Annotated in this window: 19 protein-coding genes, 2 pseudogenes and 1 riboswitch; of the genes and pseudogenes, 18 read left to right on the forward strand and 3 right to left on the reverse strand. The window is 45.1% G+C overall.

Annotation, left to right across the window (positions count from 1 at the left end; genetic code table 11):
- Nucleotides 1-64 precede the first annotated feature (64 nt).
- Together AB4585_RS11800 and AB4585_RS11805 are read left to right on the forward strand one after the other, a co-directional pair.
- Nucleotides 65-559, forward strand: a complete 495-nt coding sequence (locus AB4585_RS11800; RefSeq protein ID WP_017060016.1) for a GNAT family N-acetyltransferase — start codon at nt 65-67, stop codon at nt 557-559.
- 75 nt (nt 560-634) lie between these two features.
- Nucleotides 635-734: riboswitch (purine riboswitch) on the forward strand.
- Nucleotides 735-824: 90 nt separating this feature from the next.
- Nucleotides 825-1,847 carry an adenosine deaminase gene (locus AB4585_RS11805; protein WP_136979512.1) on the forward strand — a complete coding sequence of 341 codons (1,023 nt, stop codon included), beginning with the start codon at nt 825-827 and terminating at the stop codon, nt 1,845-1,847.
- A 179-nt stretch (nt 1,848-2,026) separates the two neighbouring features.
- Here AB4585_RS11805 and AB4585_RS11810 read toward each other — a convergent pair whose 3' ends face one another.
- Nucleotides 2,027-2,692 (reverse strand): DUF2057 family protein, encoded by a 666-nt coding sequence (locus tag AB4585_RS11810; protein ID WP_102320967.1) that lies wholly within the window; start codon nt 2,690-2,692, stop codon nt 2,027-2,029.
- Between the two features lie 293 nt (nt 2,693-2,985).
- Nucleotides 2,986-4,548, reverse strand: coding sequence for an arylsulfatase (locus AB4585_RS11815; RefSeq protein WP_017064704.1), 1,563 nt, complete (start codon nt 4,546-4,548; stop codon nt 2,986-2,988).
- A gap of 346 nt (nt 4,549-4,894) precedes the next feature.
- Here AB4585_RS11815 and AB4585_RS11820 point away from each other — a divergent pair, with 346 nt between their 5' ends.
- From AB4585_RS11820 to AB4585_RS11895, 16 genes and pseudogenes are all read left to right on the forward strand, one after another.
- Complete coding sequence (locus AB4585_RS11820) at nt 4,895-6,442, forward strand: arylsulfatase (RefSeq protein ID WP_372155626.1); 1,548 nt, start codon at nt 4,895-4,897, stop codon at nt 6,440-6,442.
- 192 nt (nt 6,443-6,634) lie between these two features.
- On the forward strand, nt 6,635-9,043 hold the full coding sequence (locus tag AB4585_RS11825) for a tetratricopeptide repeat protein (RefSeq protein WP_372155625.1): 2,409 nt from the start codon (nt 6,635-6,637) through the stop codon (nt 9,041-9,043).
- A 130-nt stretch (nt 9,044-9,173) separates the two neighbouring features.
- A complete protein-coding gene (locus tag AB4585_RS11830) occupies nt 9,174-10,157 on the forward strand; it encodes a MoxR family ATPase (RefSeq protein ID WP_017060007.1) in 984 nt (327 codons plus the stop codon).
- Nucleotides 10,158-10,169: 12 nt separating this feature from the next.
- Nucleotides 10,170-11,132: a DUF58 domain-containing protein gene (locus AB4585_RS11835; RefSeq protein WP_017066900.1), complete on the forward strand. Its 963-nt coding sequence runs from the start codon at nt 10,170-10,172 to the stop codon at nt 11,130-11,132.
- Nucleotides 11,133-11,675, forward strand: coding sequence for a DUF4381 domain-containing protein (locus AB4585_RS11840; RefSeq protein WP_372155624.1), 543 nt, complete (start codon nt 11,133-11,135; stop codon nt 11,673-11,675).
- Entirely contained in the window at nt 11,668-12,747 is a 1,080-nt protein-coding gene (locus AB4585_RS11845) for a VWA domain-containing protein (protein WP_050621573.1), read from the forward strand. The genes AB4585_RS11840 and AB4585_RS11845 overlap by 8 nt, the downstream gene beginning before the upstream one ends.
- A complete protein-coding gene (locus AB4585_RS11850) occupies nt 12,740-14,446 on the forward strand; it encodes a VWA domain-containing protein (RefSeq protein ID WP_372112944.1) in 1,707 nt (568 codons plus the stop codon). The genes AB4585_RS11845 and AB4585_RS11850 overlap by 8 nt, the downstream gene beginning before the upstream one ends.
- On the forward strand, nt 14,443-15,825 hold the full coding sequence (locus AB4585_RS11855; RefSeq protein ID WP_372169900.1) for a BatD family protein: 1,383 nt from the start codon (nt 14,443-14,445) through the stop codon (nt 15,823-15,825). The genes AB4585_RS11850 and AB4585_RS11855 overlap by 4 nt, the downstream gene beginning before the upstream one ends.
- A 78-nt stretch (nt 15,826-15,903) precedes the next feature.
- The gene (locus AB4585_RS11860; protein WP_017059228.1) at nt 15,904-16,809 is read left to right on the forward strand and encodes a LysR family transcriptional regulator; all 906 of its coding nucleotides are present in this window, start codon (nt 15,904-15,906) and stop codon (nt 16,807-16,809) included.
- Nucleotides 16,810-16,828: 19 nt separating this feature from the next.
- Nucleotides 16,829-17,569, forward strand: coding sequence for a lipid kinase YegS (gene yegS / locus AB4585_RS11865; RefSeq protein WP_108099178.1), 741 nt, complete (start codon nt 16,829-16,831; stop codon nt 17,567-17,569).
- A pseudogene (gene tnpC / locus AB4585_RS11870) lies at nt 17,470-18,428 on the forward strand (IS66 family transposase); the annotation flags it as partial. The gene yegS and the pseudogene tnpC, both read left to right, overlap by 100 nt.
- A 377-nt stretch (nt 18,429-18,805) precedes the next feature.
- Complete coding sequence (locus tag AB4585_RS11875) at nt 18,806-19,081, forward strand: hypothetical protein (protein ID WP_240798933.1); 276 nt, start codon at nt 18,806-18,808, stop codon at nt 19,079-19,081.
- A 44-nt stretch (nt 19,082-19,125) separates the two neighbouring features.
- Nucleotides 19,126-19,248 (forward strand): annotated as a pseudogene (locus AB4585_RS11880) (carboxylesterase family protein); the annotation flags it as partial.
- A complete protein-coding gene (locus tag AB4585_RS11885) occupies nt 19,208-19,843 on the forward strand; it encodes a hypothetical protein (RefSeq protein WP_136974460.1) in 636 nt (211 codons plus the stop codon). The pseudogene AB4585_RS11880 and the gene AB4585_RS11885, both read left to right, overlap by 41 nt.
- 109 nt (nt 19,844-19,952) lie before the next feature.
- A complete protein-coding gene (locus AB4585_RS11890) occupies nt 19,953-21,629 on the forward strand; it encodes an amidohydrolase family protein (RefSeq protein WP_017062008.1) in 1,677 nt (558 codons plus the stop codon).
- Between the two features lie 92 nt (nt 21,630-21,721).
- Nucleotides 21,722-22,705, forward strand: coding sequence for a GTP-binding protein (locus AB4585_RS11895; RefSeq protein WP_065584640.1), 984 nt, complete (start codon nt 21,722-21,724; stop codon nt 22,703-22,705).
- 312 nt (nt 22,706-23,017) lie between these two features.
- On the opposite strand, the gene AB4585_RS11900 is transcribed toward AB4585_RS11895, so the two are convergent.
- Entirely contained in the window at nt 23,018-24,193 is a 1,176-nt protein-coding gene (locus AB4585_RS11900) for a threonine/serine exporter family protein (protein WP_372155621.1), read from the reverse strand.
- Nucleotides 24,194-24,866: the final 673 nt, after the last annotated feature.

Consider the following 24,866-nt stretch of genomic DNA (forward strand, 5'->3'; position numbering starts at 1 on the left):
TCCCGTTGCTATCCGTAATATGAAAATTAGCTTATGGATAGAAATAATAGGATAAGGAAGCGCTTTGGAAATACAAATTAGACATTTAGAAGCAACGGATAGCCAAGATATTTTCGATATTTATCGCCGCCCTTCAGTTTCAGAAAACACCTCACAAAAGCCTTATCTTAGTTCTGAACAAGTGGAGCGACTGTTTGGTCATTCAGACCATTTCACTCTGGTTGCGGAAGTCTCCGGCAAAGTAGTGGGTCACATTACTTTATTCATGACCACCAAGGTAAGAGACAGGCACTGCGCTGGTCTTGGTATTGCTATTCACCCAGATATGCATGGTAAAGGGGTCGGTAAGGCGTTAATGCAAGAAGCGATCAATCAGGCGGATAACTGGCTTAATCTCGTGCGTCTTGAGTTAGAGGTTCATGCCGATAACCACGCCGCTATTGCTTTGTATGAACGTGTAGGCTTTCAGTTAGAAGGCACAAAAAGACTCAGTACGTTCAAAGCGGGTAAGTACATCGATATGTTGCTGATGTCGAGAATACGACCAGATTACCGTTGAGATCGAACCAAACAGGTTCCTGCTTTAGAAATCGGTTAATGAGCAATTGATTAGTGAAATTCCCATTAAACTCTGTATAGTAGCAACCGTTTGCTTCGTATAACCCCAATGATATGGTTTGGGGGTCTCTACCAGCTCCCGCAAAGTGCTGATTACGAAGGGTTTAGATCACAATTGTGTTCTTACTCTTTGTAATGGCGTTCAAGAAAACCTCCTGTCTATTATTCAGAGTAAGTGCACACCTAAAATCCATAGTAGGTGAAATATGAACGCATTTATTCAAGGGCTCCCAAAAGTAGAGTTGCATTTACACATTGAAGGTTCGCTCGAACCTGAGTTACTTTTCCAGCTTGCTCAACGCAATGGCATTGAGCTGCCTTATTCATCCCCAGAGCAACTAAGACGCGCATACGAATTTGATGATTTACAGTCATTTCTGGATATCTATTATCAAGGTGCTGATGCACTGCGCACAGAACAGGATTTCTACGACTTAACATGGGCTTATCTAGAACGCTGTAAAGCCGACAATGTTATCCATACTGAGATTTTCTTTGATCCTCAGACACATACCGATCGTGGCATTGCATTCGACACCGCTATTAACGGCATTCATCGTGCGCTTGAACAGGGTCATAAAGAGTTGGGCATTACCTCTCAAATCATCGCATGTTTTCTGCGCCATTTATCTGAAGAGAGCGCCATTCAAACGTTCGCAGAGGTATTGAAGCATCAAGATAAGATCGTCGGGGTTGGACTGGACTCTTCTGAATTAGGACACCCACCAGAGAAGTTCAAGCGTGTATTCCAACAAGCAAAACAAGCGGGCTTCTTGACGGTGGCGCATGCAGGAGAAGAAGGGCCGGCTCAAAACATTGTCGATGCGATTGAAATGCTCAGCGTGAGTCGAGTGGATCATGGTGTCCAGTGCATGACAGACGAAGCTCTAATCGAAGAGCTGATTGAAACCAAAATGCCACTGACGGTGTGCCCACTGTCGAATATTAAATTGCGTGTATTCGATGTGATGGAAGACCACAACATTGTCGAACTGCTCAGAAAGGGTGTGGCTGTAACGATTAACTCGGATGACCCTGCTTATTTTGGTGGTTACATGTCGGATAACTTTAATGCGGTGAGCAAAGCTCATGAGATGACGCATCAGGAGTTAGCGCTGTTTAGTTTGAATGCGATAGACGCGAGCTTTATTGAAGCGCCATTGAAGCAGCAATATCGAGAGCTTGTTCAAGGTTACTTAGCTAAAGCTGATTTTGACCAGAATTTCTAGCCGCTGTGCCCATTTACTAGCAGCTGAGTATAAAGCGCTAGGATGGCCAACTAAAGTGGATGGTAAAGTGTTATCGACTGAGTCTGCTTAATCTCTATAAGCCTAAATCATCTAGATGAAGACAAAAAAGAAGCTGGCAGTTTGCCAGCTTCTTTCATTTTTAAATTAAGCTCATTGAGCTACTTGTTCACGTAGTCTTTGAATTTCTGCTTGGTTTCAGCATCCGCTTTTTCGTACCAGAAATAGAGCATCTCTTCAGCTGTATTTGCTGCATTTCCGTCAATCTTTGTTGGAAGCGTTACCGGTTGTGCGACAGCAGCTGCTACGCCCGCGCTAGAACCTACTGTAAGTGCAGCGATGCCGCCTTTCTGGTTGTACTCCTTCGCTTCTTGCGGGTACTTACGACCAATCTGCATGCCATCTTTGATAAGTTTGTCTTGCTTAACACTGATTGCATTTTGGTTTTCATCAACCAGTTTCCAATCTAAGTTTTGAAGGCCTTTTTTCGCTTCGTTGGTGTTACGGAACTTAGGCATGTCAAACGTCAATGCTGTGTCTGTCGCATCAAAAGTAGCAATAATGGTATCGCTATCGACAAACTCTCGGTCGTTACCTTGGCTGAAAGCCAGTTGATATTTGAAAACGATTTGGTTTACGCCATCTGGAACGGTGATCGTTTTGCTCGAAGAGAAGAAACCACCGTCGAGATCAGGTTTAGCCTCATTAACAGCTAAGACTTCGACTAAAGCATCTGCGCTAGAAGGAACTTCAATTGTTACGTCAGCTAACACTTGTGGCGCTGCGATAATTGTGGAAAGCAGCGCGATGGATTTTAATGTTTTCATAATCATACAGTTGTTTATGGGCAGTTGAACTACAATCGCATGGTAAGAACTCCAATTCAAGTCATGTCATAAGGATTTGAAAAAATTTGCGAAATCTTAACGCAACGGTCATATATTAAGGTTCACATTGACTAGTGTGAGTTTTTATTTTTGAAAAATGAGAGGGTAGGTTGGGTGTGAATTGTACTAGTTGGCGGTTCGCGTCTTATGTTATTTGTATTGGATACTAAAAAGCCGCGGTCACTGCATTCAGTCACCACGGCTTCGTTATTACATTTTTAATCTAGAGTAGCTTATTTAGCTTGTGCTGCGGCTGCTTCTAGTTGCTTAAGTTTACCTTGAAGCATGTATGCATTCTGGTTGAAGTTACCTGGGTTCAGTACTTGGCTATTCTGCATAGGGTAATCTGGTAGCGTCGTCATAAACTCTTGAACCTGATTTCCTACTGGAACGAATAACCACATGTTGTCTGCCATCCAGCGTAGGTACATACCAGACTCGTGCGGTGCTTTCTCGAATGGGTCAGCACGTAGGTGAACAACTTGAGGCCAGTTTGGTTGGAAACGAACTGCATCCACAATGTTACCATCCATCACAGCAAACGAAATCTTGAAGTCATTCCAACGTACTGCGTTTAGCTCAGCGTTAGCAGAGAAGTAAAGCATGCTGTCACGAGGGCCTTTCTCTTCTTTACCTTGGAAGTAAGGCAGGAAGTTGTAACCATCTAGGTGTACGCGCCAGTTTTTACCGTTGTAAGTTGCACCTTTGTCAGATGCTAGCTTCTCAACCACTTTATCATCACCAGCGGCTGCTAGTAGAGTAGGAATCCAGTCTTGGTGGCCCATGATATCGTTGATTTTAGTTCCAGGTTTGATAGTCCCAGGCCAGCGAACTAACTGAGGCACACGCATACCACCTTCGTAAGTTGTACCTTTCTCACCGTGGAAGTAAGTTGCGCCGCCATCAGGCCAAGAAACCGTTTCAGCACCGTTATCGGTAGAGTAAATTACGATAGTGTTGTCAGCGATTTTTAGTTCATCCAGCTTGTCTAGAAGCACACCAACATGGTCATCATGCTCTAACATACCATCAGCATAAATACTGATACCTGACTTACCTTGGTATTTCTCTTGTAGGCGAGTCCACACGTGCATACGAGTGGTGTTGTGCCAGATGAAGAATGGTTTGTCAGCTTTTACCGCTTTTTCCATGAATGCTAGAGATTCTTCTAGGAACTCTTCATCCGCATGCTCCATACGCTTACGCGTCATTGGGCCAGTATCTTCAATCTTACCGTCAGCAGTAGACTTGATTACACCACGAGGGCCGTAGTTCTTACGGAACTCTGGGTCTTTAGGGTAGTAATATGTTTCAGGCTCTTCTTCTGCATTTAAGTGGTATAGGTTACCGAAGAACTGGTCAAAGCCGTGGTTCGTTGGAAGGTGTTTGTCTTGGTCACCCATATGATTCTTACCAAACTGAGCGGTCATGTAGCCCTGTTCTTTTAGAAGGTCTGCAATCGTTGGAGCCCAATCAGGGATACCGTGGTCCGAACCTGGCATACCGATAGTCAATAGACCAGTACGGAAAGGTTCTTGACCGGTTAGGAATGCAGCACGACCAGCAGTACACGATTGTTGACCGTAGTGGTCAGTAAATAGTGCGCCTTCATTCGCAATACGGTCAATGTTTGGCGTTTCGTAACCCATCATACCGTTGTTGTATGCACTGATGTTGAAAACACCAATGTCATCACCCCAGATAGCAAGAATATTCGGTTTTTCCGCTGCTGTTGCCGCTGAAGAAGCTGCTAATAAGCCAACACCTAATGCTAGTTTATTAATTTTAGTACCCATAAGGACTCCGATTCACTTTTAAGATTAATGCGTTAGAACAACGCATCGATGAGCAAATGTTATTCTCAAAATTCCGTTACGTCCTTTTATAGTGCTTATAACCAATCGTTATGATGCTTAGGTAACCTATTGATTAATATCAGCTCCAGTGGGTACGTAGAATAAAGCCTTAGTTTGTATGTGTGATCCTTATCATGTTTGTTGGCGTAAACCTTATCGATGATTTCTGTATCCGTATCTCAATAAAAATGACAAAAAGATTAATAGCTTAGGGAATCTCACGCATGTGTAAAAAATGGACTATACGTTGTAGGGCAGGATGCAAATAACTTACGAAGAGGTTTCTATGACAGCGAAATATGGCGCTAAACGTCGATTAGCGATTTTGGGTACAGCGATGATGGCCGCGTCCAGCGCCACTTTTGCGGCTGAAAAGCCAAATATATTGGTTATTTGGGGGGACGATATTGGTCAATCCAATGTGAGTGCATACACCTTCGGTCTCATGGGTTACAAAACCCCGAATATTGATAGCATCGCGAAAGAAGGGATGATGTTTACGGACTATTACGCAGAGCAATCTTGTACTGCGGGTCGCTCTACCTTTATCACGGGACAAAGTGTATTACGAACGGGTTTGAGTAAAGTAGGTTTGCCGGGCGCAGACATTGGCTTACAAGCAGAAGACGCGACAATCGCAGAAATGCTGAAACCTATGGGTTACATGACAGGTCAATTTGGTAAAAACCACCTTGGCGATAAAGATGAATTCCTTCCAACAGCACACGGGTTTGACGAATTTTTTGGCAACCTTTACCACCTAAATGCTGAAGAAGAACCAGAGAATGAAGATTACCCAACCGATCCTGAGTTTCGTAAGAAATTTGGCCCTCGTGGTGTCATTAAGTCATTCGCTGATGGCAAGATTGAAGATACCGGTCCACTGACGCGTAAGCGTATGGAAACGGTTGATGAAGAAACACTAGACGCGGCACTTGATTTTATGGATCGCGCAGTGAAAGCGGACAAACCATTCTTCGTGTGGTGGAACGCGACACGTATGCACTTTAGAACGCACGTGAAAGCCGACAGTAAAGGCGTAACCGGTGTCGGTAACTACGCTGATGGTATGGTTGAGCACGATCGACACGTTGGGCAACTATTGAAGCAAGTGGATGAGTTGGGTATCAAAGACAACACGATTGTTTTCTACTCAACGGATAACGGCCCTCACATGAACTCTTGGCCTGATGCGGGTACAACCCCGTTCCGTGGTGAGAAAAACACCAACTGGGAAGGCGCATACCGTGTACCAGCAATGGTTCGTTGGCCTGGTAAGATTGAACCAGGAACCGTATCTAACGAAATCATGCACCATATGGACTGGATGCCAACCTTCGTTGCCGCCGCTGGTGATGACCAAATCAAAGAGAAACTACTCAAAGGTCATACTGCCGGTGATAAAACGTTTAAGGTTCACTTAGATGGTTACAACTTCCTTCCTTACCTAACGGGTGAAGAAGAGAAAGGCCGTCGTTCGGAGATCTTCTACTTTACCGATGATGGTGATTTAGCGGCGCTTCGTTACAACCAATGGAAAGCGGTGTTCATGGAGCAGCGTGCAACGGGTACCATGCAAATTTGGGCTGAACCGTTCGTGACGTTACGTCTTCCTAAGCTGTTTAACCTGCGTATGGACCCATACGAAAACGCAGACATTACATCGAACACATATTACGACTGGTTGTTAGACCATGCTTATATGTTCGTTCCAGCACAAGCGTATGTGGGCAAGTTCCTAGAAACCTTTGCTGAATATCCGCCACGTCAAAAATCTGCGAGCTTTAGCTTGGATCAGGTAATGGAAAAACTGCAGGAATCTCATAACAAGTAAGTGATTGTTTGAGTGAAACTGAACAGATTGAAGAGCTCTTAGGAGCTCTTTTTTTATGCGCATATCGATGAGTAAATCCCGGTCGTGAATACGAATCACAACAATCGAGCTCATTGCCACTAAATAATTGTAAATTCGTTGTTTTTACGTCTACCTTATTAAGCATAAGGATGTATAAAAACAAGGAATGTTATGTCTGCATGGTTGTGCTCACTGGTAAACGGATTGAAACACCAGCGAGTCGCAGTATTATCCGCAATCTTGTCTTCACTGATGTTGTCGCTGTTCAGTCTGAACGCCTATGCCAACGAGCAAGATCCTAATATCAACTCTGATATTTCAAAGGCCAACTCTGTAGCGTCACCCGTTAGCTCTGACGCTTTACCTATCGGTTCTAAAGCCAGCTATGTCGGTTCGGAAGCATGTGTTGATTGTCATAGTGCAGAAGTCGAAGCGTGGGAGGGCTCTCATCATGATATGGCGATGAAGCACGCTACAGACGAATCTGTATTAGGTGATTTCAACGATCAAACGGTCACTCATGACGGAAAACCCAACCGATTTTTCCGCAAGGGCGAAGAGTTCTGGGTCAATATTGAAGGGCAAGACGGCCACTTTAAAGATTACAAAATCAGCTATACCTTTGCCTTTGAACCACTACAACAATACATGGTTGAATTTGAAGACGGCCGTGTACAGTTGATTCCTTTCGCTTGGGATTCTCGCACTGAGGGCGAAGGCGGTCAACGCTGGTTTCACCTCTATCCTGATACCACCAACACCGATGAATTCTACTGGACCAATAGCGGTCAAAACTGGAACTTCATGTGTGCTGATTGCCATTCAACGAACCTAGAGAAAAACTACGACAGCGCGAGTAATACCTACAACACTACTTGGTCTGAGATTAATGTCGGTTGTGAAGCGTGTCATGGCCCTGCGAGTGAGCACGTTGAAAAGGCTCAGCTAGCAAAAGCTAACGGTGGAAAGGATGCTCCAGTCTCGGCGCATTATGGTTTTGACCGCGACTTGTCGAAGTCGGTCAAAGAGTGGATCTATCAAGAGGGTAATTCAACCCTGCAACCAAAAGACATCATCCATACCAATCAAGTTCAAACCTGTGCTCAATGCCACAGCCGTCGTACTCAGTTAAATGAAACGGGTGATCACGTTAACGGGTCTTTCTTTGATAAGTATCGCTTGAGCTTGATTACCCCAGAGCTTTACCACAACGATGGTCAAATCTACGATGAAGATTACGTTTACGGATCTTTCCTTCAATCCGTGATGGCTGAAAAAGGCGTCACATGTACCAACTGCCACGATCCTCATACCGCTGAACTAAAAATTGCGGAAGAAGCCGTGTGTAGCCAATGTCATATTGCATCAGAATACACGCCTGAAAAGCACACATTCCACGAAGCGAATACTGAAGCTTCACAATGCACGACTTGTCACATGCCAGAGACGACTTACATGGAGGTCGACCCAAGGCGTGACCACAGTTGGCATATCCCACGTCCTGATATTAGCCAACACATTAAAACGCCGAACGTGTGCACTAGCTGTCATGCAGATCAAACCGACCAGTGGGCAGATAAGCAAATCGGTGAGTGGTTCCCAGATTCTAAGTATCGTAATCAGCAGCACTTTGCCGTTGCCTTTTATGCTGACTCGATAGGGCACAGAGGTGCAGAGGATGCGTTGGCATACTCGGCTCAGGACTCTAGCTTAAGCAATATCATTCGTGCATCGAGCTTAGAACGTTTGGGCGGTAATACGGGTAAGAATACGCTTATTTCGCTGGCAAGAGCGGTGAAACATGATGATGAAATGATCCGTTTGGGTGTGGTACAAGGCTCGTCTGGTTTCCCATTCACTGACCGTTGGCAAATTCTAGAGCCGCTACTGAAAGACCCTGTATTGTCGATTCGTTCAGAAACCGCAGGCGCATTAGTGCGTTATTGGGGAGAAATGAACCCTCTGCAGAAAGACCAAATCAAGCCTGCATTAGAAGAGTACATTGAAATACAGCAATTTAATGCCGACAGAGGATTTGGACGTACTAACCTAGGCAACGTTTACCGAGATTTAGGCCAGCACGACAAAGCGATTGAGTTTTATCTAGGCGCTATCGAGATTGAGCCTTATTTCGAAAACAGCTACGCCAATTTAGCGGATTTGTATCGAGCGCAAGGTAACGAGGCAAAAGCGTTGTCGACCTTGAAGCAAGGTATTGAAGCTCAGCCTAAATCGAGTGTTTTGCCATACAGCACAGGATTGTCTCTGCTTCGTGTGAAAGATTACGAACAAGCAACGGACTACCTTAAACAAGCCGCTGAAACTGCGCAAACCGACCCTCAATATTGGTATGTGTACGGATTGGCTTTGGAAAAATCGGATGTGCTTGCGGCAAGTCAATCACTGCATAAGGCTTACCAATTTAGCCGCAACCCACAGCACCTGTATGCCCAGTGTGAAGTGTTGGCGCGAAACAGTCATATACCGGGCGTACCAAAGGCGTTTGAGCAATGTATTTCATCATTGAGCAAAGTGGCACCGCCGGAAGCCATTAACCAATTGAAAGCTAGGTTTAAATAAAGCGATGAGGTGAGCTTGGCTATCGAGCTTGCTGCTTATTCCGCTTGTAACCAATTATCGCGTTTATAACTAATAGTTATGGAGCTTGTGAGTAGGATGTACGCAGCCAGATTGAATTAAGGGAAGACCTATGAACCATGCGCAACAAGCAATAAACCAACTGATTGAACAAACAGAGAAAAGTGTTATCGGTCAGAGCCACGTCGTTCGGGCTCTGGTGATAGGGTTATTGACTAATGGCCATGTGCTTTTAGAGGGACTTCCCGGTACAGCGAAAACTCGCTCAGTAAAATCGCTGGCGAATCTACTGAACACCAGTTTTGGTCGAATTCAATTTACGCCAGACCTGCTGCCATCTGATGTGACGGGCACGGAGGTGTATCAAGAGCTTGATGGAAAGCCTCAGTTGCATTTCCAACCGGGTCCTATTTTCAACAGCATTGTATTAGCCGATGAAGTGAACCGCGCGCCTGCAAAAGTACAGGCTGCTCTGCTTGAAGCGATGGCGGAAGGGACGATTACGGTGGGTGGTCAAACTCACATCCTGCCAGATTTGTTCATGGTGCTAGCCACACAAAACCCAGTTGAGCAAGAAGGTACGTATCCACTGCCTGAAGCACAAATGGACCGTTTCATTATGAAAGTGACAGTCGACTATCCAGAAGATGAAGCTGAACGCGACATCATTCGACTTGTGCGCAGTGAGGAACTCGGTAGCGAGACCAGTTCAGAATTAGTCACGCCACAACATATTGAACCTGAGTTGGTACTTGAAGCTCGGCGCCAACTTCCAGACATTGCCGTTTCTGATTTAGTTGAGAACTACATTGTGGCCTTGGTGATGGCAACTCGTAAGCCAGAGCGTTACCCAGAATCAAACTTGTCTAAATGGATTGAGATTGGTTCAAGTCCGCGTGCTTCCATCGCGTTGGATAAATGTGCTCGCGCTTATGCATGGTTGCAAGGACGTGACCATGTCACGTTGGACGATGTGCGTGCCATGTTACCAACCGTATTAGGTCACCGATTCTCGTTGTCTTACGACGCATTGGCCGATGGTGTTGACCATCAAAGAGTGGTTGAAGAACTGCTCGATAATGTTGAGATTGGATAACTAGGGGGCGTCATGGCGAAGCCAACACAAGCTCCCAAATCGCAAGGCCTTGATCCACGACTGTATTGTGATTATTCAAGGTTAGTGCGAATTCAGGCTCAAGCTGAGTCGTTTTCACTGTTACCTCATTTAAAAGCGGGCAGCGTACTTTCGGGCAGACATAACTCTTTGTTCCGTGGTCGTGGTTTGAACTTCGAAGAATTACGTCATTACCAATTGGGTGATGATATCCGTAATCTCGATTGGAAAGTTACGATGCGAACGGGTAAGCCTCATGTTCGTAGCTATACCGAAGAGAAAGACCGTAATGTGATGATCTGTGTCGATCAGCGCAGTTCGATGTTCTTTGCGTCTCAAAACACCATGAAATCTGTTGTGGCTGCCGAAGTGGCGGCATTGTGTGGATGGCGAGTGCTGAAAGATGGTGATCGTGTCGGCTTCGTTTTGGCCTCGCACCAAAAACTGTTTCATACCAAAGCTCAACGTTCTCAATCTGATTTGTTGGCTCAGCTAAAACATCTTACCAAAGCCAATCAAAGCTTAGGCGTCAATGTAAGTGATGGCGATAATGTTGGTTTTAGCCAGTGGATTGAACTGATCAAACGAATGAGACTCAAGCAATCAACCTTGATATTCATTAGTGACTGGCGAGACTGCCGAGAACAACATCTCGATCGACTAAAGCAGTTACAGCAACACAACGATATCTTGGCCATTATGGTCACCGATTCATTAGAACAGTCATTGCCTCAAGATCTGGCAAGCGCAAACTGGGTGGTGGGTGATGGTCGCTTTCAACTTAATCTGGATAGCCAATCTAAGGTTAACCTCGCAAGTGAAAGCCTTGCCCAAAAAGCGGCACTTCAGAAACTGTCCCTTGCTAAATTGATGGCGATGAAAAACCTCCCTTATATAGAATTAGACACGTCGGGCAATCACATATCACAGCTGCAGAAGCTAGTGGGAGGGCGCTAAATGGCTGTTGAACATACTCCCCCAAGTACTTATATCCTCCGCGAACTACACGATGTAGCGATTCCTGACAGTGTGAGTTGGGCTCCTCAAACGATCGGGTGGAAGATCCTTGGCGTTATTCTGTTATTGGTCGCTATCTATCTGGCTTATCGTTTAGCGCAGAAATGGTGGAATAACCGTTATCGCAAAGAAGCGCTTCAAGAGCTCATGGTATTGGATGCACGAGACAAAAATTCAACAGAACGAACCTTCAAAGTACTGAAAGTGGTACTTCGTTACCTAGACAGTAGTAATGCAAAGCTGTTTGGACAAGCCTATGTAAACCGTCTAAACGCTTATCTGCCTGGTAGCGCTAACACAAGTGAAAACAGCAATGCGTTCTTTGCCGATGAAGTTTCGGAATTATGGATGCAAAGCCTAATTGACTCTAATGCGCGTTTGAGCTTTGAACAGCGTTTAGAGGTAATTCAAACCGCGATGATGTGGCTAAAACTTCACAAGCCGAATGTACAGGTAACGGTTGAGGGGCAAGACAATGTTTGATGTTTTATCTGCCAGTTTTGAATTTGCGCATCCGCTGTGGTTTATTGCGCTGCCTTTACCGTTGTTGGTCTACTTTGCGGTGCCAGCTTATCGAACTAAGCAAATGGCGATTAAGGTGCCATTTTTTCGAGAATTGGTAGAAGCGATTGGGGAAGCACCGTCAGAAGGTGCAAGCCAGTTAACTCCAAGCTGGTGGCAACGAACCACGCTCATTATTACTTGGGTATTGGTCGTGTGTGCGTTAGCGAAACCAACCATTCTTGGTGAGCCACAGGTTCGCGAACAATTGGGTCGTGATGTGATGGTGGTGGTCGATTTGTCTGGCTCAATGGCGGAGCAAGATTTCACTTCTAAACAAGGCGATAAAATCTCTCGTTTAGATGCGACCAAAGAGGTGCTGGCTGATTTTGCGAAAACCAGAAAAGGTGACCGACTCGGTTTGATCTTGTTTGGTGATGCAGCGTTTGTACAAACTCCATTTACCGCGGACCAAGATGTATGGCTTGAACTGCTTAATCAAACCGATGTCGCGATGGCAGGGCAAAGTACGCACTTGGGCGATGCAATTGGCTTGGCGATCAAGGTGTTTGAACAAAGTGAAAAGCAAAGTGCTGCCGTTCAAGATTCAAACGTCGACACCAACGAAAAAGAGAAAGTCGTGATCGTATTAACAGACGGTAATGATACAGGAAGTTTTGTTGAGCCTATCGATGCCGCAAAAGTCGCCAAGGCTAAAGGCGTTCGAATTCACGTTATTGCGATGGGCGATCCGCAAACCGTTGGAGAGGTTGCTCTGGATATGGAAACCATCAAGCGTGTCGCTCAAGAGTCAGGTGGCGAAGCCTTTGAAGCACTTAACCGCGACGAACTGACCAAAGCCTATGCTCAGATTGGTGAGCTTGAACCTCAGTTATATGAAAGTACCACTTATCGCCCTAAACAGGGGCTGCACCACTATTTGATGGCGATTGTTGTAGTGATGTATTTGACCGCATTCAGCTTAGCAACGATACGCCGAAGATCGCTGCTCGCTTCTTCGGCTAAGAATTTGAAAGGAGAGAGTGATGCCTGATTCTCTCACGATACAACAGTTCTTTACCCAGTTTCATTTTATCCGACCTTTGTGGTTGTTGGCCTTTATTCCGATGTTCTTCCTGTTATGGGTTCGTTGGAGAGAAGAGACCAAACCAACGTGGAAAGACATTTTACCTACACATTTACGTGATGCATTGACGATTGGCGAAACAGGCTGGCGCAAGCAACTGCCGTTGAAGCTATTGGTGGTGATTGTGACTATCGCCATCATTATCTGTTCTGGCCCAACATGGCAGCGTGAGGCTTCGCCTTTTGGTGAAGACAAAGCGTCGATGTTGGTTGTGCTTGATAATAGTGAATCTATGCTTGCTAAAGATTTGCCTCCAAGTCGCTTGGAACGATCTAAGCAGAAAATTAGAGACTTATTGGCAGCTCGCAAAGGCGGTAATACGGGCTTAGTGGTTTATGCAGGCAGCGCACACGTGGCGATGCCCGTCACGCAAGACAGCAAGGTGTTTGAACCGTTTCTAGCGGCTATCACACCCGATATCATGCCTGTTTCAGGTAAGTCAGCAGAGGAAGCGTTGCCGCTCATCAATCAGCAATTGTCTGGTGAGTTAGGTTCGTCAGTGTTGTTGGTATCAGATGGTGTGAATCCAAGTACCACACGAGCTTTTGAAACTTTCTTTAACGAAAACCCATATCAGCTGCTGATTTTGGCTGCCGGAAATAGCGATGTGGTGAGCGATAACCCTGTCGACCTAGATTCACTGCGTAACTTAGCGAGTAAGACGGGTGGACGAGTGATTGAAGTGACCGTTGATGATTCGGATATCCAACAACTGAACAGAGCGGTTGAAAGAAACATGCAGCTCAACGGCGAATCTTCAATGCCTTGGAAAGACATGGGCTATGGACTGCTTATTCCAATGGCTTTCATTATGTTGCTATGGTTCAGAAAAGGGTGGTTGGTGCAGTGGTGTGTCGTTGGTTTGATGATCACAAGCAGCATGTATTCACCAGACACTTTGGCGAAAACAGTCAACTTAACCGCTGAGAAACCAGTTGTGGTGGAGTCGGTTACTACTTGGGACAAAACAGCTCAATGGTGGTGGGACTTATGGTTAACGCCCGATCAGCAAGGTCAACGCCTGTTGAATCAGAAAGAATATCTTCAAGCTGCCAAACATTTTACTGACCCAATGCGAAAGGGCGCGGCTTATTACTATGCTCGTGATTTTAAGCTCGCTCACAGTGCGTTTTTGCAAACCAAAACTGACCTTGGTTTGTACAATGCAGCGAGTGCGTTAGCTAGGCAGCGTGAATACCTTGCCGCACGAGACCTCTTGAAATCATTAAGTGAGAAAGAGGATCTGTCACCAGAACTAAGAACGGATGTGGAGAACAATCTTGCTGTGCTTAGTGGAATTGTCGAAGAGGTAAACCGAACCAGTGAAAGCCAGTCTGGAACCACAGATGGCCCTGAAGAATCTTTAGAACTCGAAGACGATCAGCCGCGAACGGGTGATGGCGCTGAAGAAGAAACGGTAGCGGAATTGATGCTTAAGGAAACACTTAACGCGAATGAGATTTTGGGCAGCCAAGAGCTTGCCGACAAGTGGTTAAAGCGAGTAGAAGCCGATCCTAAGTTCTTCTTGAAATCCAAATTCCAAATTCAGTTAAGAGATCCTGCGCCTTCCATCGAACAAGCGTCAAAACAGGAGCAAACGCAATGAGTCGATATGATTTAGCTCTTGAAGCGATTCAATCAAAGCGAGCGCGATTCACAGCCCGCACGTGGTTGTTGTCGATGACTCTTATGTTGAGTTGGTTTTTTCCTGCTGTTGCTTCTGCTGCCGATATCTTCGATCTGCAAAAAAGTGGTGACGTTGAGCTTATCGCTTGGATTGGCGAGAAACCCAAGTCAGGCGACAAAATAACGCCGGGCAAAGTCAGCGTAAATGAGCAGGTCATTCTGAACATTGAGGTGGCGACACCGCGCTGGTTAACGGGCGGCACTCGAATCGGCAGTATCGAAATCCCTAACGTTATCGCTAAGCAGCGTAACCAACTCGCGACGAACTACACAGAAAGAGTCGGTGGTACTACATGGTCACGTCAGCGTTGGGAAGTGACGCTTTATCCGATGACTTCCGGTGAGTTTGTTATTCCAACCGTACCGGTTCGTATCCAAGTTTCTGCTCCTGATGGTTCAAACGTGGGCGGTACGCTTTACACGCAGCCGATTAAGTTTGAAGCTTCGTTGCCTTCAGGTTTACTCGATAATGAAACGCCTTGGTTTTCTGCGACAGAAGTAGATATAGAGCAGCAATGGCAACGCTCAAGTGAAGAGCTAAAAGTTGGCGATGCTATTACTCGAACTATCACGATTAAGGCAAAAGACAGCTTTTCTGTGTTGCTGCCAGATGTGCTAACCAATAAGTCCACTAAGCAGTTCCAAGCTTACCCACAGCCCAACCGTTTGGATGACACTCAAGAACGTGGTGATTATCGCTCAAGCCGAGTTGAACAGACTGTATATGTGATTCAGAAGGGTGGTGAGTTTACGCTGCCAGAGTTTTCATTTCAGTGGTGGGACAGCAAAAATCAACGCCTTGAAAACGTGGTGATAAAAGGAGAAGTGTTTGAAGCCAAACACACAGTCCAATCTTTCATCAAAGCCTACATGTCGGTGTTTATTACTGTTGGTTTGGCGTTATTAGTCTGCATTGCGTTGATTATTTCCGTTAAGCGTTACTACGCAAATCGTCCAATACCAAGTTGGTTGGTATTACGTCGTTTACTCAAGCAAGGTAATTGGGCTGCATTAAGAACCTTTATCTACCGTCAATTGCGAAACGAAACCTCTCAGTTAGAACTGAATAAAGCGCAACATGATAAAGCGAAAAATGGTAAATCAAATGGGCAAAAGCGTTGGCTAGAGGATAGCGAAGCCCTTCAACAAGGATGTGAAGATAAAAACGTATTCACTCGTTTATGGAAAGGGTTACGTAACTTGCCCAACGAGAAATCAAGCCAGAGTCAATCTCGTTCAATTGCCGCTCGCTTGAAAATCCCTAAAGCCTTGCCAAACTTAAAAGATAGAACTAAGTAGCAAACTTTAGTTATTCGCATCGAACATAATCGGCAGGTTCTCTACTATGGGGAACCTGCTTCTTTAATATGGAACTGTATGAAAAGTACCGAACTAAATCTAATTCCTATATTTGTTGCTATCTATGAAGAGCAGAACTTATCTAGAGCTGCTAATCGCATGGATATAAGCCAACCAGCAGTGAGTAAAGCACTTGCAAGGTTGAGAGATATCTATGATGAGCCACTGTTTCATCGCACCACATCAGGCGTAGAGCCAACCACATTCGCTATTGATATCTATCCTGCAATGGCCGCTGCACTTAAAAACTTTACTTCTACCTTATCCGCATCAAGAGACTTCGATCCTAAAACCTCAGGCCGCGTGTTTTCCATTGCCTGCGTCTCGGCGGCGAGCTACGAAATGATGCCAAAAGTCATGCGGTTAATCAGCCAAGTCGCACCAGGTATCGCGTTAGAGGTTCATCCTCTGTTTACCGAAGACTATGAGTCTGATTTAAGGCTGCAAAGACACGACGTGATTGTTGATATGACGCCTAAAGGAAGAACCATGCTTAAGCACGAGGTGATTTCTACAGAAGAGCTGGTGGTGGTGTGTAGTAGTGATCATCCTACGGTTGGCGATACCATCGATATGGAACAGTTCTTAGCACTCGAGCATGTGGTGGTCTCTAGGTGGCATGCGCGCAAAAGCTTATTAAGCTCTGAGCACTATAGTGACCTTGAGAAACGTAGAATCGTGTATCGCGCAGCGGGCGTTGTAGAGATGCTTCCTGTTATCGAAGGCTCTGAGTACATCGGAGTAATGCCTATTTCATCAGTGCATTGTTTTGCTGAAAAGTACGCGGTAAAAACACTGCCATTGCCCTTCGAGTTGGAAGACCTCGATATGTGTATGATTTGGCATCCAAGCCGTACTAATGAACCAAGCCATAAGTGGTTACGAGCTAAGATCAAAGCGGCAGCAAAAGAGTTATCAAGTTAGCCTATACAAGGACATAGCCATGGACAGCATTCGCGTGATTTTAAACGGAAAGAAAGCCAATATCCCGGAATTAAGGCAAGCCATCTTTGCGGCGAGGGACAATGATATTGACCTGCAAGTTAGAGTGACTTGGGAATCGTCGGACATGTTTCGTTTGGTAAGCGAGGCAATATGCGATGGTGTTAAGCGTCTGATTGTTGTCGGTGGCGATGGAACGGTGAATGAAGCCGTTAACGCGCTCAACCTGTTCCGTGCCAGTGAAAGACCACAACTGGCGCTTGTCCCAATGGGCACTGCGAATGATTTTGCTACCGCAACGGGAATACCTAACGATATTTCGGGTGCTTTTGAACTAGCGCTGGAAGGCAAGGCGTTTGCGGTGGATAGCGTGCGTGCGAATGACCGCTATTTTATGAATGTCGCTGCGGCGGGTTTTGGTGCTGAAGTCACAGCTGAAACGCCAGTCGAGCTTAAAGATTTTCTCGGTGGCGGTGCGTATACACTAACAGGTGTGGTGAAAGCACTTGGCTTTAAGCCCTACAGTGGCACGTTGCCCATAGACAAAGGCAGCTTTACCGGCGAGATCCTTGTGGGTGCTTTTTGTAATGGTCGCTTAGCGGGTGGAGGACAAGAGTTAGCACCCAATGCATTGATTGATGATCGCTGTTTACCCAGTCGGGTATCGAGCTATCACGCGCCACCATGGCAAGGTGGGTTATCCAAGTCAGTGAGAAGTTCGCCCCGCTGTATGCGGCCTTGAAGGAGAACCTACTTCAACAAGTGGTGGTTCAGGCGGATGAAACGCCGCTCAATGTGCTCAAAGAAGAGAAGCAGTGTTATATGTGGCTCTACTGCTCAGGCGCTGACTCACCCGAAGCGGCACTGCCGAATGTGAAAAAATCGCCTTGTACGACTATCAAAACAGTCGCGCGAGGGTGTGCCCCGTGGACTTTTTAGGTGACTACAACGGTTATCTACAAACCGATGGCTACACGGCTTATCATGGTCTGCATCACGTCACTAATGTGGGGTGCTTAACGCAAGTTCATGGACGCGAAGAAGCTTCAAGGGGAAGGTAAATCGGGCAAGGCTGATAAAGTGCTGGCTAAACCCCAAAAGCTCTACGGGATAGAATCACGCTTAAAAGGTGCGCCTGCCGAAGAACGCAAAGCAGAGCGTTAAGCGTATGCCAAGCCGATACTGGATGAGCTTTACCAATGGATGACAACCCAGAAGGTGATAGGCTCTAGCCCACTAGGCAAAGCAATAAAGTACTAGCTCGGGCAATGGCCTAAACTCATTCGTTATATCGACGATGGTCACTTATCTATCGATAATAATCGCGCTGAACGCGCAATTAAACCGCTGGTTATTGGCAGGGAAAATTGGCTATTCTCCAACACACAAACGGTGCTGAGGCGAGCGCGATGCTTTACAGTATCGTCGAGACTGCAAAAGCCAACGGTCTTATCCTCTAAGACTACATGGTCAAGTGCATGAAAGAGCTCGCGAAAGCAGAGCCTGATATCGACGCACTTCTACCTTGGACCTCTTCGGGTCAAGTCAAAACAGACCTCAACAATATTGGCTTTGGCCTCGAAACTTACGTTTGGTGCTAACTATGCCATCGGACTCTAATAACATATTTGGGTTCTTTGATGAGTTTGAAGCTTCAGAAGGAGAGTCACAGCAACCCCCTATAGAGCTGTTTCAAGAACCCGTTGAAATTTTATCAACCCTAGATAGTCAGCCAAAGAAGGTACAACAAGAAGTCTTTGTGATAAATAAAAAGCGACATCCACTCACGGTAGTGAATATATGTAGGATCACGTCCTGCATAAGCGATTTATTCAAATTTAAAGAGTGAATTAATATCGCACCATAAAGAAAAAATACTTCAAATACTCCAGAAATGAGCATGGCTGAGCATAGGGATTCTCAGGTTTGATGATACCAATATCAGGTCAGATGGCCGAACACATTTATGGGTACAACCATGAATTTAACGCATCTGGTTATCGCTATCACTGTTGCTCTTTCTGCGTGGGGTAGTGATGAAACCAGCTCACGTCCTATTAAGCCAGAACCGCTTCAGACATTACCAACAGAGCAGGTTTCAGTATCCATCGGGGACGCGACTCTTTTCGCAAATAGAGAGTCTGTTGTGATCAATACCTTAGCAGGTGACGAGCAACGCGTATCCATTGAAGCGTTTAAAGGAATCACTTACGCCGATCAACAACGTTTTCAGCACAGTCACTCCGTCAATTAGAACACAATGCTGATAGCGCTATAGATGCGACACAATTTGGCGCCGTGTGCCCACAGCTTAAAATAACCCAGCAAGAGCAATCTGAAGATTGCTTGAATTTTAATATTTGGCGTCCTTCGGAGATCAATGGTTCAGAGTCATTACCCGTGTATGTCTTTATTCATGGTGGGGACTTTGAATATGGCGCAGGTTCTGATACCGACATTAACGGTGATACCGTCGTGGCTAAAAGATACCATTCGATATACGGGTGGCGTTGGCGCTGGAAAGGCGAACCTCGATATTTTCAAAGAGTTCAGTATAGGTGCGTCGTACAACAAAACGATTCAATTCGGCACAAAAAACTCGGGAGTCGCTGCGCTTCAGCAGCTCCAGTTTCGAGTGGCAAACACACCATTGATGCTGGGTGTGAAACATATTATTGGCCAGAGCTCGGTAGAGTTTGAGACCAGTAATGAAGATGTGAATAACGCTATCAATGGCGTTATTCAATATTTTATGGGCGAAAGCTCGGTGACCTCTGGGCTGGGTGTTGTCGCGGAATACGATAATGCGATTGATAATCGTTGGACCGTTTCTGCGTTTTATGGCCTGGGTAAAGCGACAGTAGAGGGCAGTCTGTCAGACGATGAAAGTGTCGATGCGTATGGTGCTGGATTTCGCTATCAGATAGCTTGCCGATATGGGTTACACATGGGGGTAGACCTCGCTTTTAGTGACGTTGACAGCGCGTTTTATATAACGGTTGGCAGTGGATTCTAATGATGGAAAGGTGGGTGTTAGTCAATCGATTGATTTTTCTACATGCAGCATAGTTTTCATAGCAATCATGAACTAATATTCTTTTACAACAAACATAACAGGTATCAATATGAAAAATTACGACCCAAATGAATTGGACGCTACGCAAGTATTACTTGATGGTGTCGATACAGATAAACGTTCGACTTTGACTAAGTTAGCGGTTGGGGCTGCGGCACTGCCTTTTGCCTCTGTTTTACATGCAGCCCCTGAAAAACTGGTTGGCCAAAACATCAAACTGATGCCTAACGAGAAAGGGCCATTTGATATCGTTATCGAAAATGGCCGTGTTGTTGATCCTGAAACTGGACTCGACGCAATTCGTCACGTCGGTATTAAAGGTAAGCGTATTGCTGCAATCTCAGACAAAAAGCTGCAAGGCAAAACAATCATCGATGCTGAAGGTCTCGTGGTTGCACCTGGCTTTATCGATATGCACGCTCACGGACAACAACTTCCTGCTGCCCGTGCTCAAGCATTCGATGGCGTAACCACCGCTCTTGAGATGGAATCTGGTCTATTCCCAATCGGAACGTACTACGATATTACTGCTGCTGAAGGTCGCCCGATTAATTACGGCGCTTCTGTAGCATGGACTTACGCTCGTATTCAAGCAAAAGAACCTACGATGCCAGCTCCTGATGGTACGATTGTTTGGTTCCAGAAAGCTTTTTCTAAAAACAATTGGCAAAATACCCTAGCAACCCCAGATGAATTAAAACAAATTCTGGGCTCGGTTGAGCAAGGTCTTAAAGAGGGGGGCTTAGGCATTGGTATTAACGCGGGTTACGCACCAGGTTATGGCCACAAAGAGTACTATGATCTTGCTAAACTAGCAAAACGCTATGAAGTACCAACCTACACTCACGTTCGTTACCTAAACAGCGCAGAGCCACAATCAAGCTTTGAAGCATACCAAGAACTCATTAGCCTGTCGGCGACAACGGGTGCACACATGCACATTTGTCACCTCAACAGCACGTCAGTACAAGATATCGAAGATTGTGCCGATTTAGTTCAATCCGCCATTGATCAAGGTTTAGCCGTTACTACTGAAGCTTATCCTTATGGTGCTGGCTCTTCCGTTATTGGCGCAGAAGTTTTCCGTGGTGACGATTGGTTACAACGTTGGGGTGTACCAAGCGCTAGCTACATGGAAGCGAATGGTAAAGCACTAAACCAAGAAAAAGTCACTGAACTACAAGCATCAGCGCCCGGTACCGTGGTTGTCATGCACTTCTTAAAACCCGATGAGAACAAAGAAGATCGCGCTAAAATGGACCGTTCAGTATTGTTCCCAGGTGCAGCTATCGCTTCAGATGCAATGCCTTGGATGGATGATAAAGGCGTATTAATTGAAGGTGATGTATGGCCACTTCCAAGCAACGCAATAGCTCACCCTCGCTCACTTGCTTGTTTCTCTCGTTTTATTGAAAAATATGTCGAGGAATACAAAGCGGTAACACTAGTAGAAGCGATGGAAAGAACTAGCTTAAACGCATGTCGTATTCTTGAGGATGCTGTGCCACAAATGGCAAATAAAGGTCGTATTCAAGTAGGTAAAGATGCTGATTTAGCTATTTTCAAACTTGATGAAGTAAAGGCCGTTGCAACATTTGATAAACCAAATGCCCTTTCTACAGGCATGAAATACGTACTTGTAAACGGGACACCTATCATTGAAGCTGGTGAAATGTTGTTAGATTCAAACCCAGGTGAAGCGGTTCGCAACAAAGTTACTGGCTAAGTTATCCTGACTTAAAAGGTTGGGCATTAGCTCAACCTTTTTTATTGCTTACCGAGTAAATATAGACAACGAAAATCGAAAGAGAGCATGCTATGAGCAAGAAGCCTATTCCAGTAACAATTTTAGCCGGATTTTTAGGAGCAGGGAAAACGACCCTACTAAACCATATATTAACCAATGCAAATGGAATGCGCATGGCTGTGATCGTCAATGATTTTGGATCAATCAATGTTGATGCGGAGTTAGTTAAATCTGAAAGTGAAAATATGATCAGCCTAGAGAATGGCTGTATCTGTTGTAACCTTGCAGAAGGACTAGTCGTTTCGGTAATGCGTTTACTCGCATTAGAGGAACGCCCAGACCATATTATTGTTGAAACTTCAGGTATCGCAGAACCCAAAGAAGTGGCACTTCAATTTGAAGATCCGGAACTGCAAGCACACGCACCTTTAAATGCAATCGTGACGACGATCGATGCGGAAAACATTTTAGGGCTAGAAGGCCCAATGGAGACGTTGTCGAAGCAGCAAATTCAAGTGGCTGACATTGTTCTGGTTAATAAAGTTGACCTAGTCGATGCTGATAAACTAGAGCAAGTCAAAGCATGGTGCCGAGTACAAGCTCCGTTTGCTAAATTGATTGATATTTCATTCGGCGAAGTGGATTTACCTATCTTATTTGATGCCCCTGAAAGTACGCGCTTTGTCACTAACAAAATAGCGGCTGATCAAAAGGAATGCCAGCACCATGATTGTCATGATGAGCACTGTCATCACGTGAACCATGATTTCGAAACATTCAGCTTTGAAACTGATCAACCGCTTAATCTACAAAGTTTGTATCCTCTACTGCAACAGTTTTCAATTGATGCTTATCGCATGAAAGGTATTTTAAATTTAACCGATCGTCCTGATCATCGCTGTGTATTTCAGTGCACGGGCCAGCGAGCCAATGTGACGGTTGGAGATGCATGGGAAGATGATGAATCTCGTTCGTCACGGTTAGTCTTCATTGGACCTAAAGGTGGCCTTGATAAAGAGAGTATGCGTAAAAAACTGAACGCACTGGTGGCGTAGTTAGAACGGAAATGGAGTAGATGGCAAGCCTATCAACCTAGCGCTTGCCTATACCTAGCTTACCTCTGCCTACTTTGCATTGACTCATCCTAAGCATCCTTATCTTATTGAATTATTGGCTAATTTCGATTCTATTCGGTTTTTCCAAATCCATATTGCTCATTCCCCTCGCCATCTGAAACAAAATAGTCTTATCGATTTTCGAGACTCTGTTCATCAGTACCTTCTCAGAATCGGTTAACGTCAAAAAGCAGATAAAGACTCAATCGTGGGTTATTGGGGCGTGTTGATCAGCGATTGTTAGCTCGATGGTTAGTCCTCAATGATGGAATCAAAATGACGACTAAATATAGAATAAACCATGATTTGTCCCGCCATAATCGCGCCAAACATCAGCAAGGCGGACAGACCAATATTCGGAATGGGTAAAATGGAGGTCGCAAAGAAGGACTCACTTGCTCCGACAATGATTCGACTACCGGGGACAAGAATGATGATCCCTTGAATAATGTATATGAGTGGTGGAACGTGACGCAATTTTCCCATCCCCAACCCGTAAAGCGTAATGAGTATTGTGCTTACCCATGTACCTACAACCCAATCGGAAGTAAACCAATGTGGCCCCCACATGCCAATTGCCGCGACAGGAAGGCCTAAGAGAATTTCTGTCATACTTGCGTTGAAAATAAGGCCAATAGCGACAGAAATCCCGATCAGTGCGGTGACATGAAGAACGAATGGGATTTCATCAATAAATACCGGTACCGATAATGGTTGATTGATTATGTTGGCTAAGCCTAACCCCATAACAATGCCGATGAATATTTTCATTACTATGAGTGTGCTTTGTGCAAGCAGTTCGATACCTGACCGAAAGTCATTGAGAGCAAGACTGGCTAAGCCGTTGGTGACGGTTAACCCAGGAATAAAAAGGACAATGGAAGAAATGCACAGTGCCAATGTTGGTAAGCCGGGAACCTGTGCCGCTATCATACCGGTTAAAAAACTGGCTACTAAGGCGACAAAGAACTCGACAAGAATGCTTCTTGGCCCAGTCAGGAAAATTTGTGCTAGCCAGGCTATAGCGCCCAGAATAATGGATAAACCGACCGCCAGATAAGTACTGCCAACTAACATTAAATAACATGGCGGAAGCAATAAATTGGCAAAGCACAAGGTACGATTCGAGTAGGTTTCTGAACCTTCGTAATGGGAATGAGTCGAAAACCCTTTAAGCGTTGCGACTAAATCACGTAAGTTAACCGAGGGTGGTTTTTTGTTTTCCATCACGACTTTTTGCGTGGGTTGCTCAAAAATAGTGATGACTTTTGTCGGGGTCACATCAATAGAGACATCAATGTTCTGGCGTTTTGCATAAGCTTGAGTGTATTGAGCTACCGAGTAAGGCGCACAACCAGATTGATGTAATCGGTCCGAAAAGCTCAAAATTTCTTGCTGGCATTGTTCGATATGATTTGTTTGTTTCATTCTGTTTGTTTCTCAATAACCAAGGCGATATATGTTTGAGGGGCATTCTAATTCAATAGTATCCTCATTCAAGCGTAACCAATAGTCGTGTATAGAGGACGGGCCCCTACAAACGAACAAGGCAATGGTTAAAAAGATAGGATTCATTGAATGAGAGGTTATCAGTTTATCGTTGAGGTAAATCAGTCATTGTTGAAGCTGCAACCTCAAAAATAGATCCGCTCACGCAGCTATTTGAAGGCGTAAAACTCCAAATCCATGAGGTGATTGATTTAACTCTGAGGCTTTTAGAAAAGCTCGGTAATGAGTAAAGGAAACTAATATTTAGGAAATGGAAGCCTAAATAAGATTGATGATGAGCGTTAGAATCACAACTAGAATGGAACCGACATAAGCAATTTCAATAATGTTTGAATCAATCCAGTTGCAGTATGCTTGAATTGCTAAACTCAGTTTGTTTTTCATAATGGCCTTTGGAAAATTAACCGAAATCTACTGTAAATAATAGCTTATTATGAGTGAGCTTTGATGACGGTTTCAAAGGTTCCTTAGCGCTAACAGTGTGATTGCGGCGCTCACGTATTAACAATATCGTCCCGTGGGTTCATGGGGCGGATACAGTCGATAAGGTTTAAGAGCAGAAAGTTGGGCTAAAAAAAAGGTTCATCGCGGC

Origin of the sequence: Vibrio sp. 10N.222.49.C9, assembly GCF_041474985.1 — a bacterium.
GTDB classification, from domain to species: domain Bacteria; phylum Pseudomonadota; class Gammaproteobacteria; order Enterobacterales; family Vibrionaceae; genus Vibrio; species Vibrio crassostreae_C.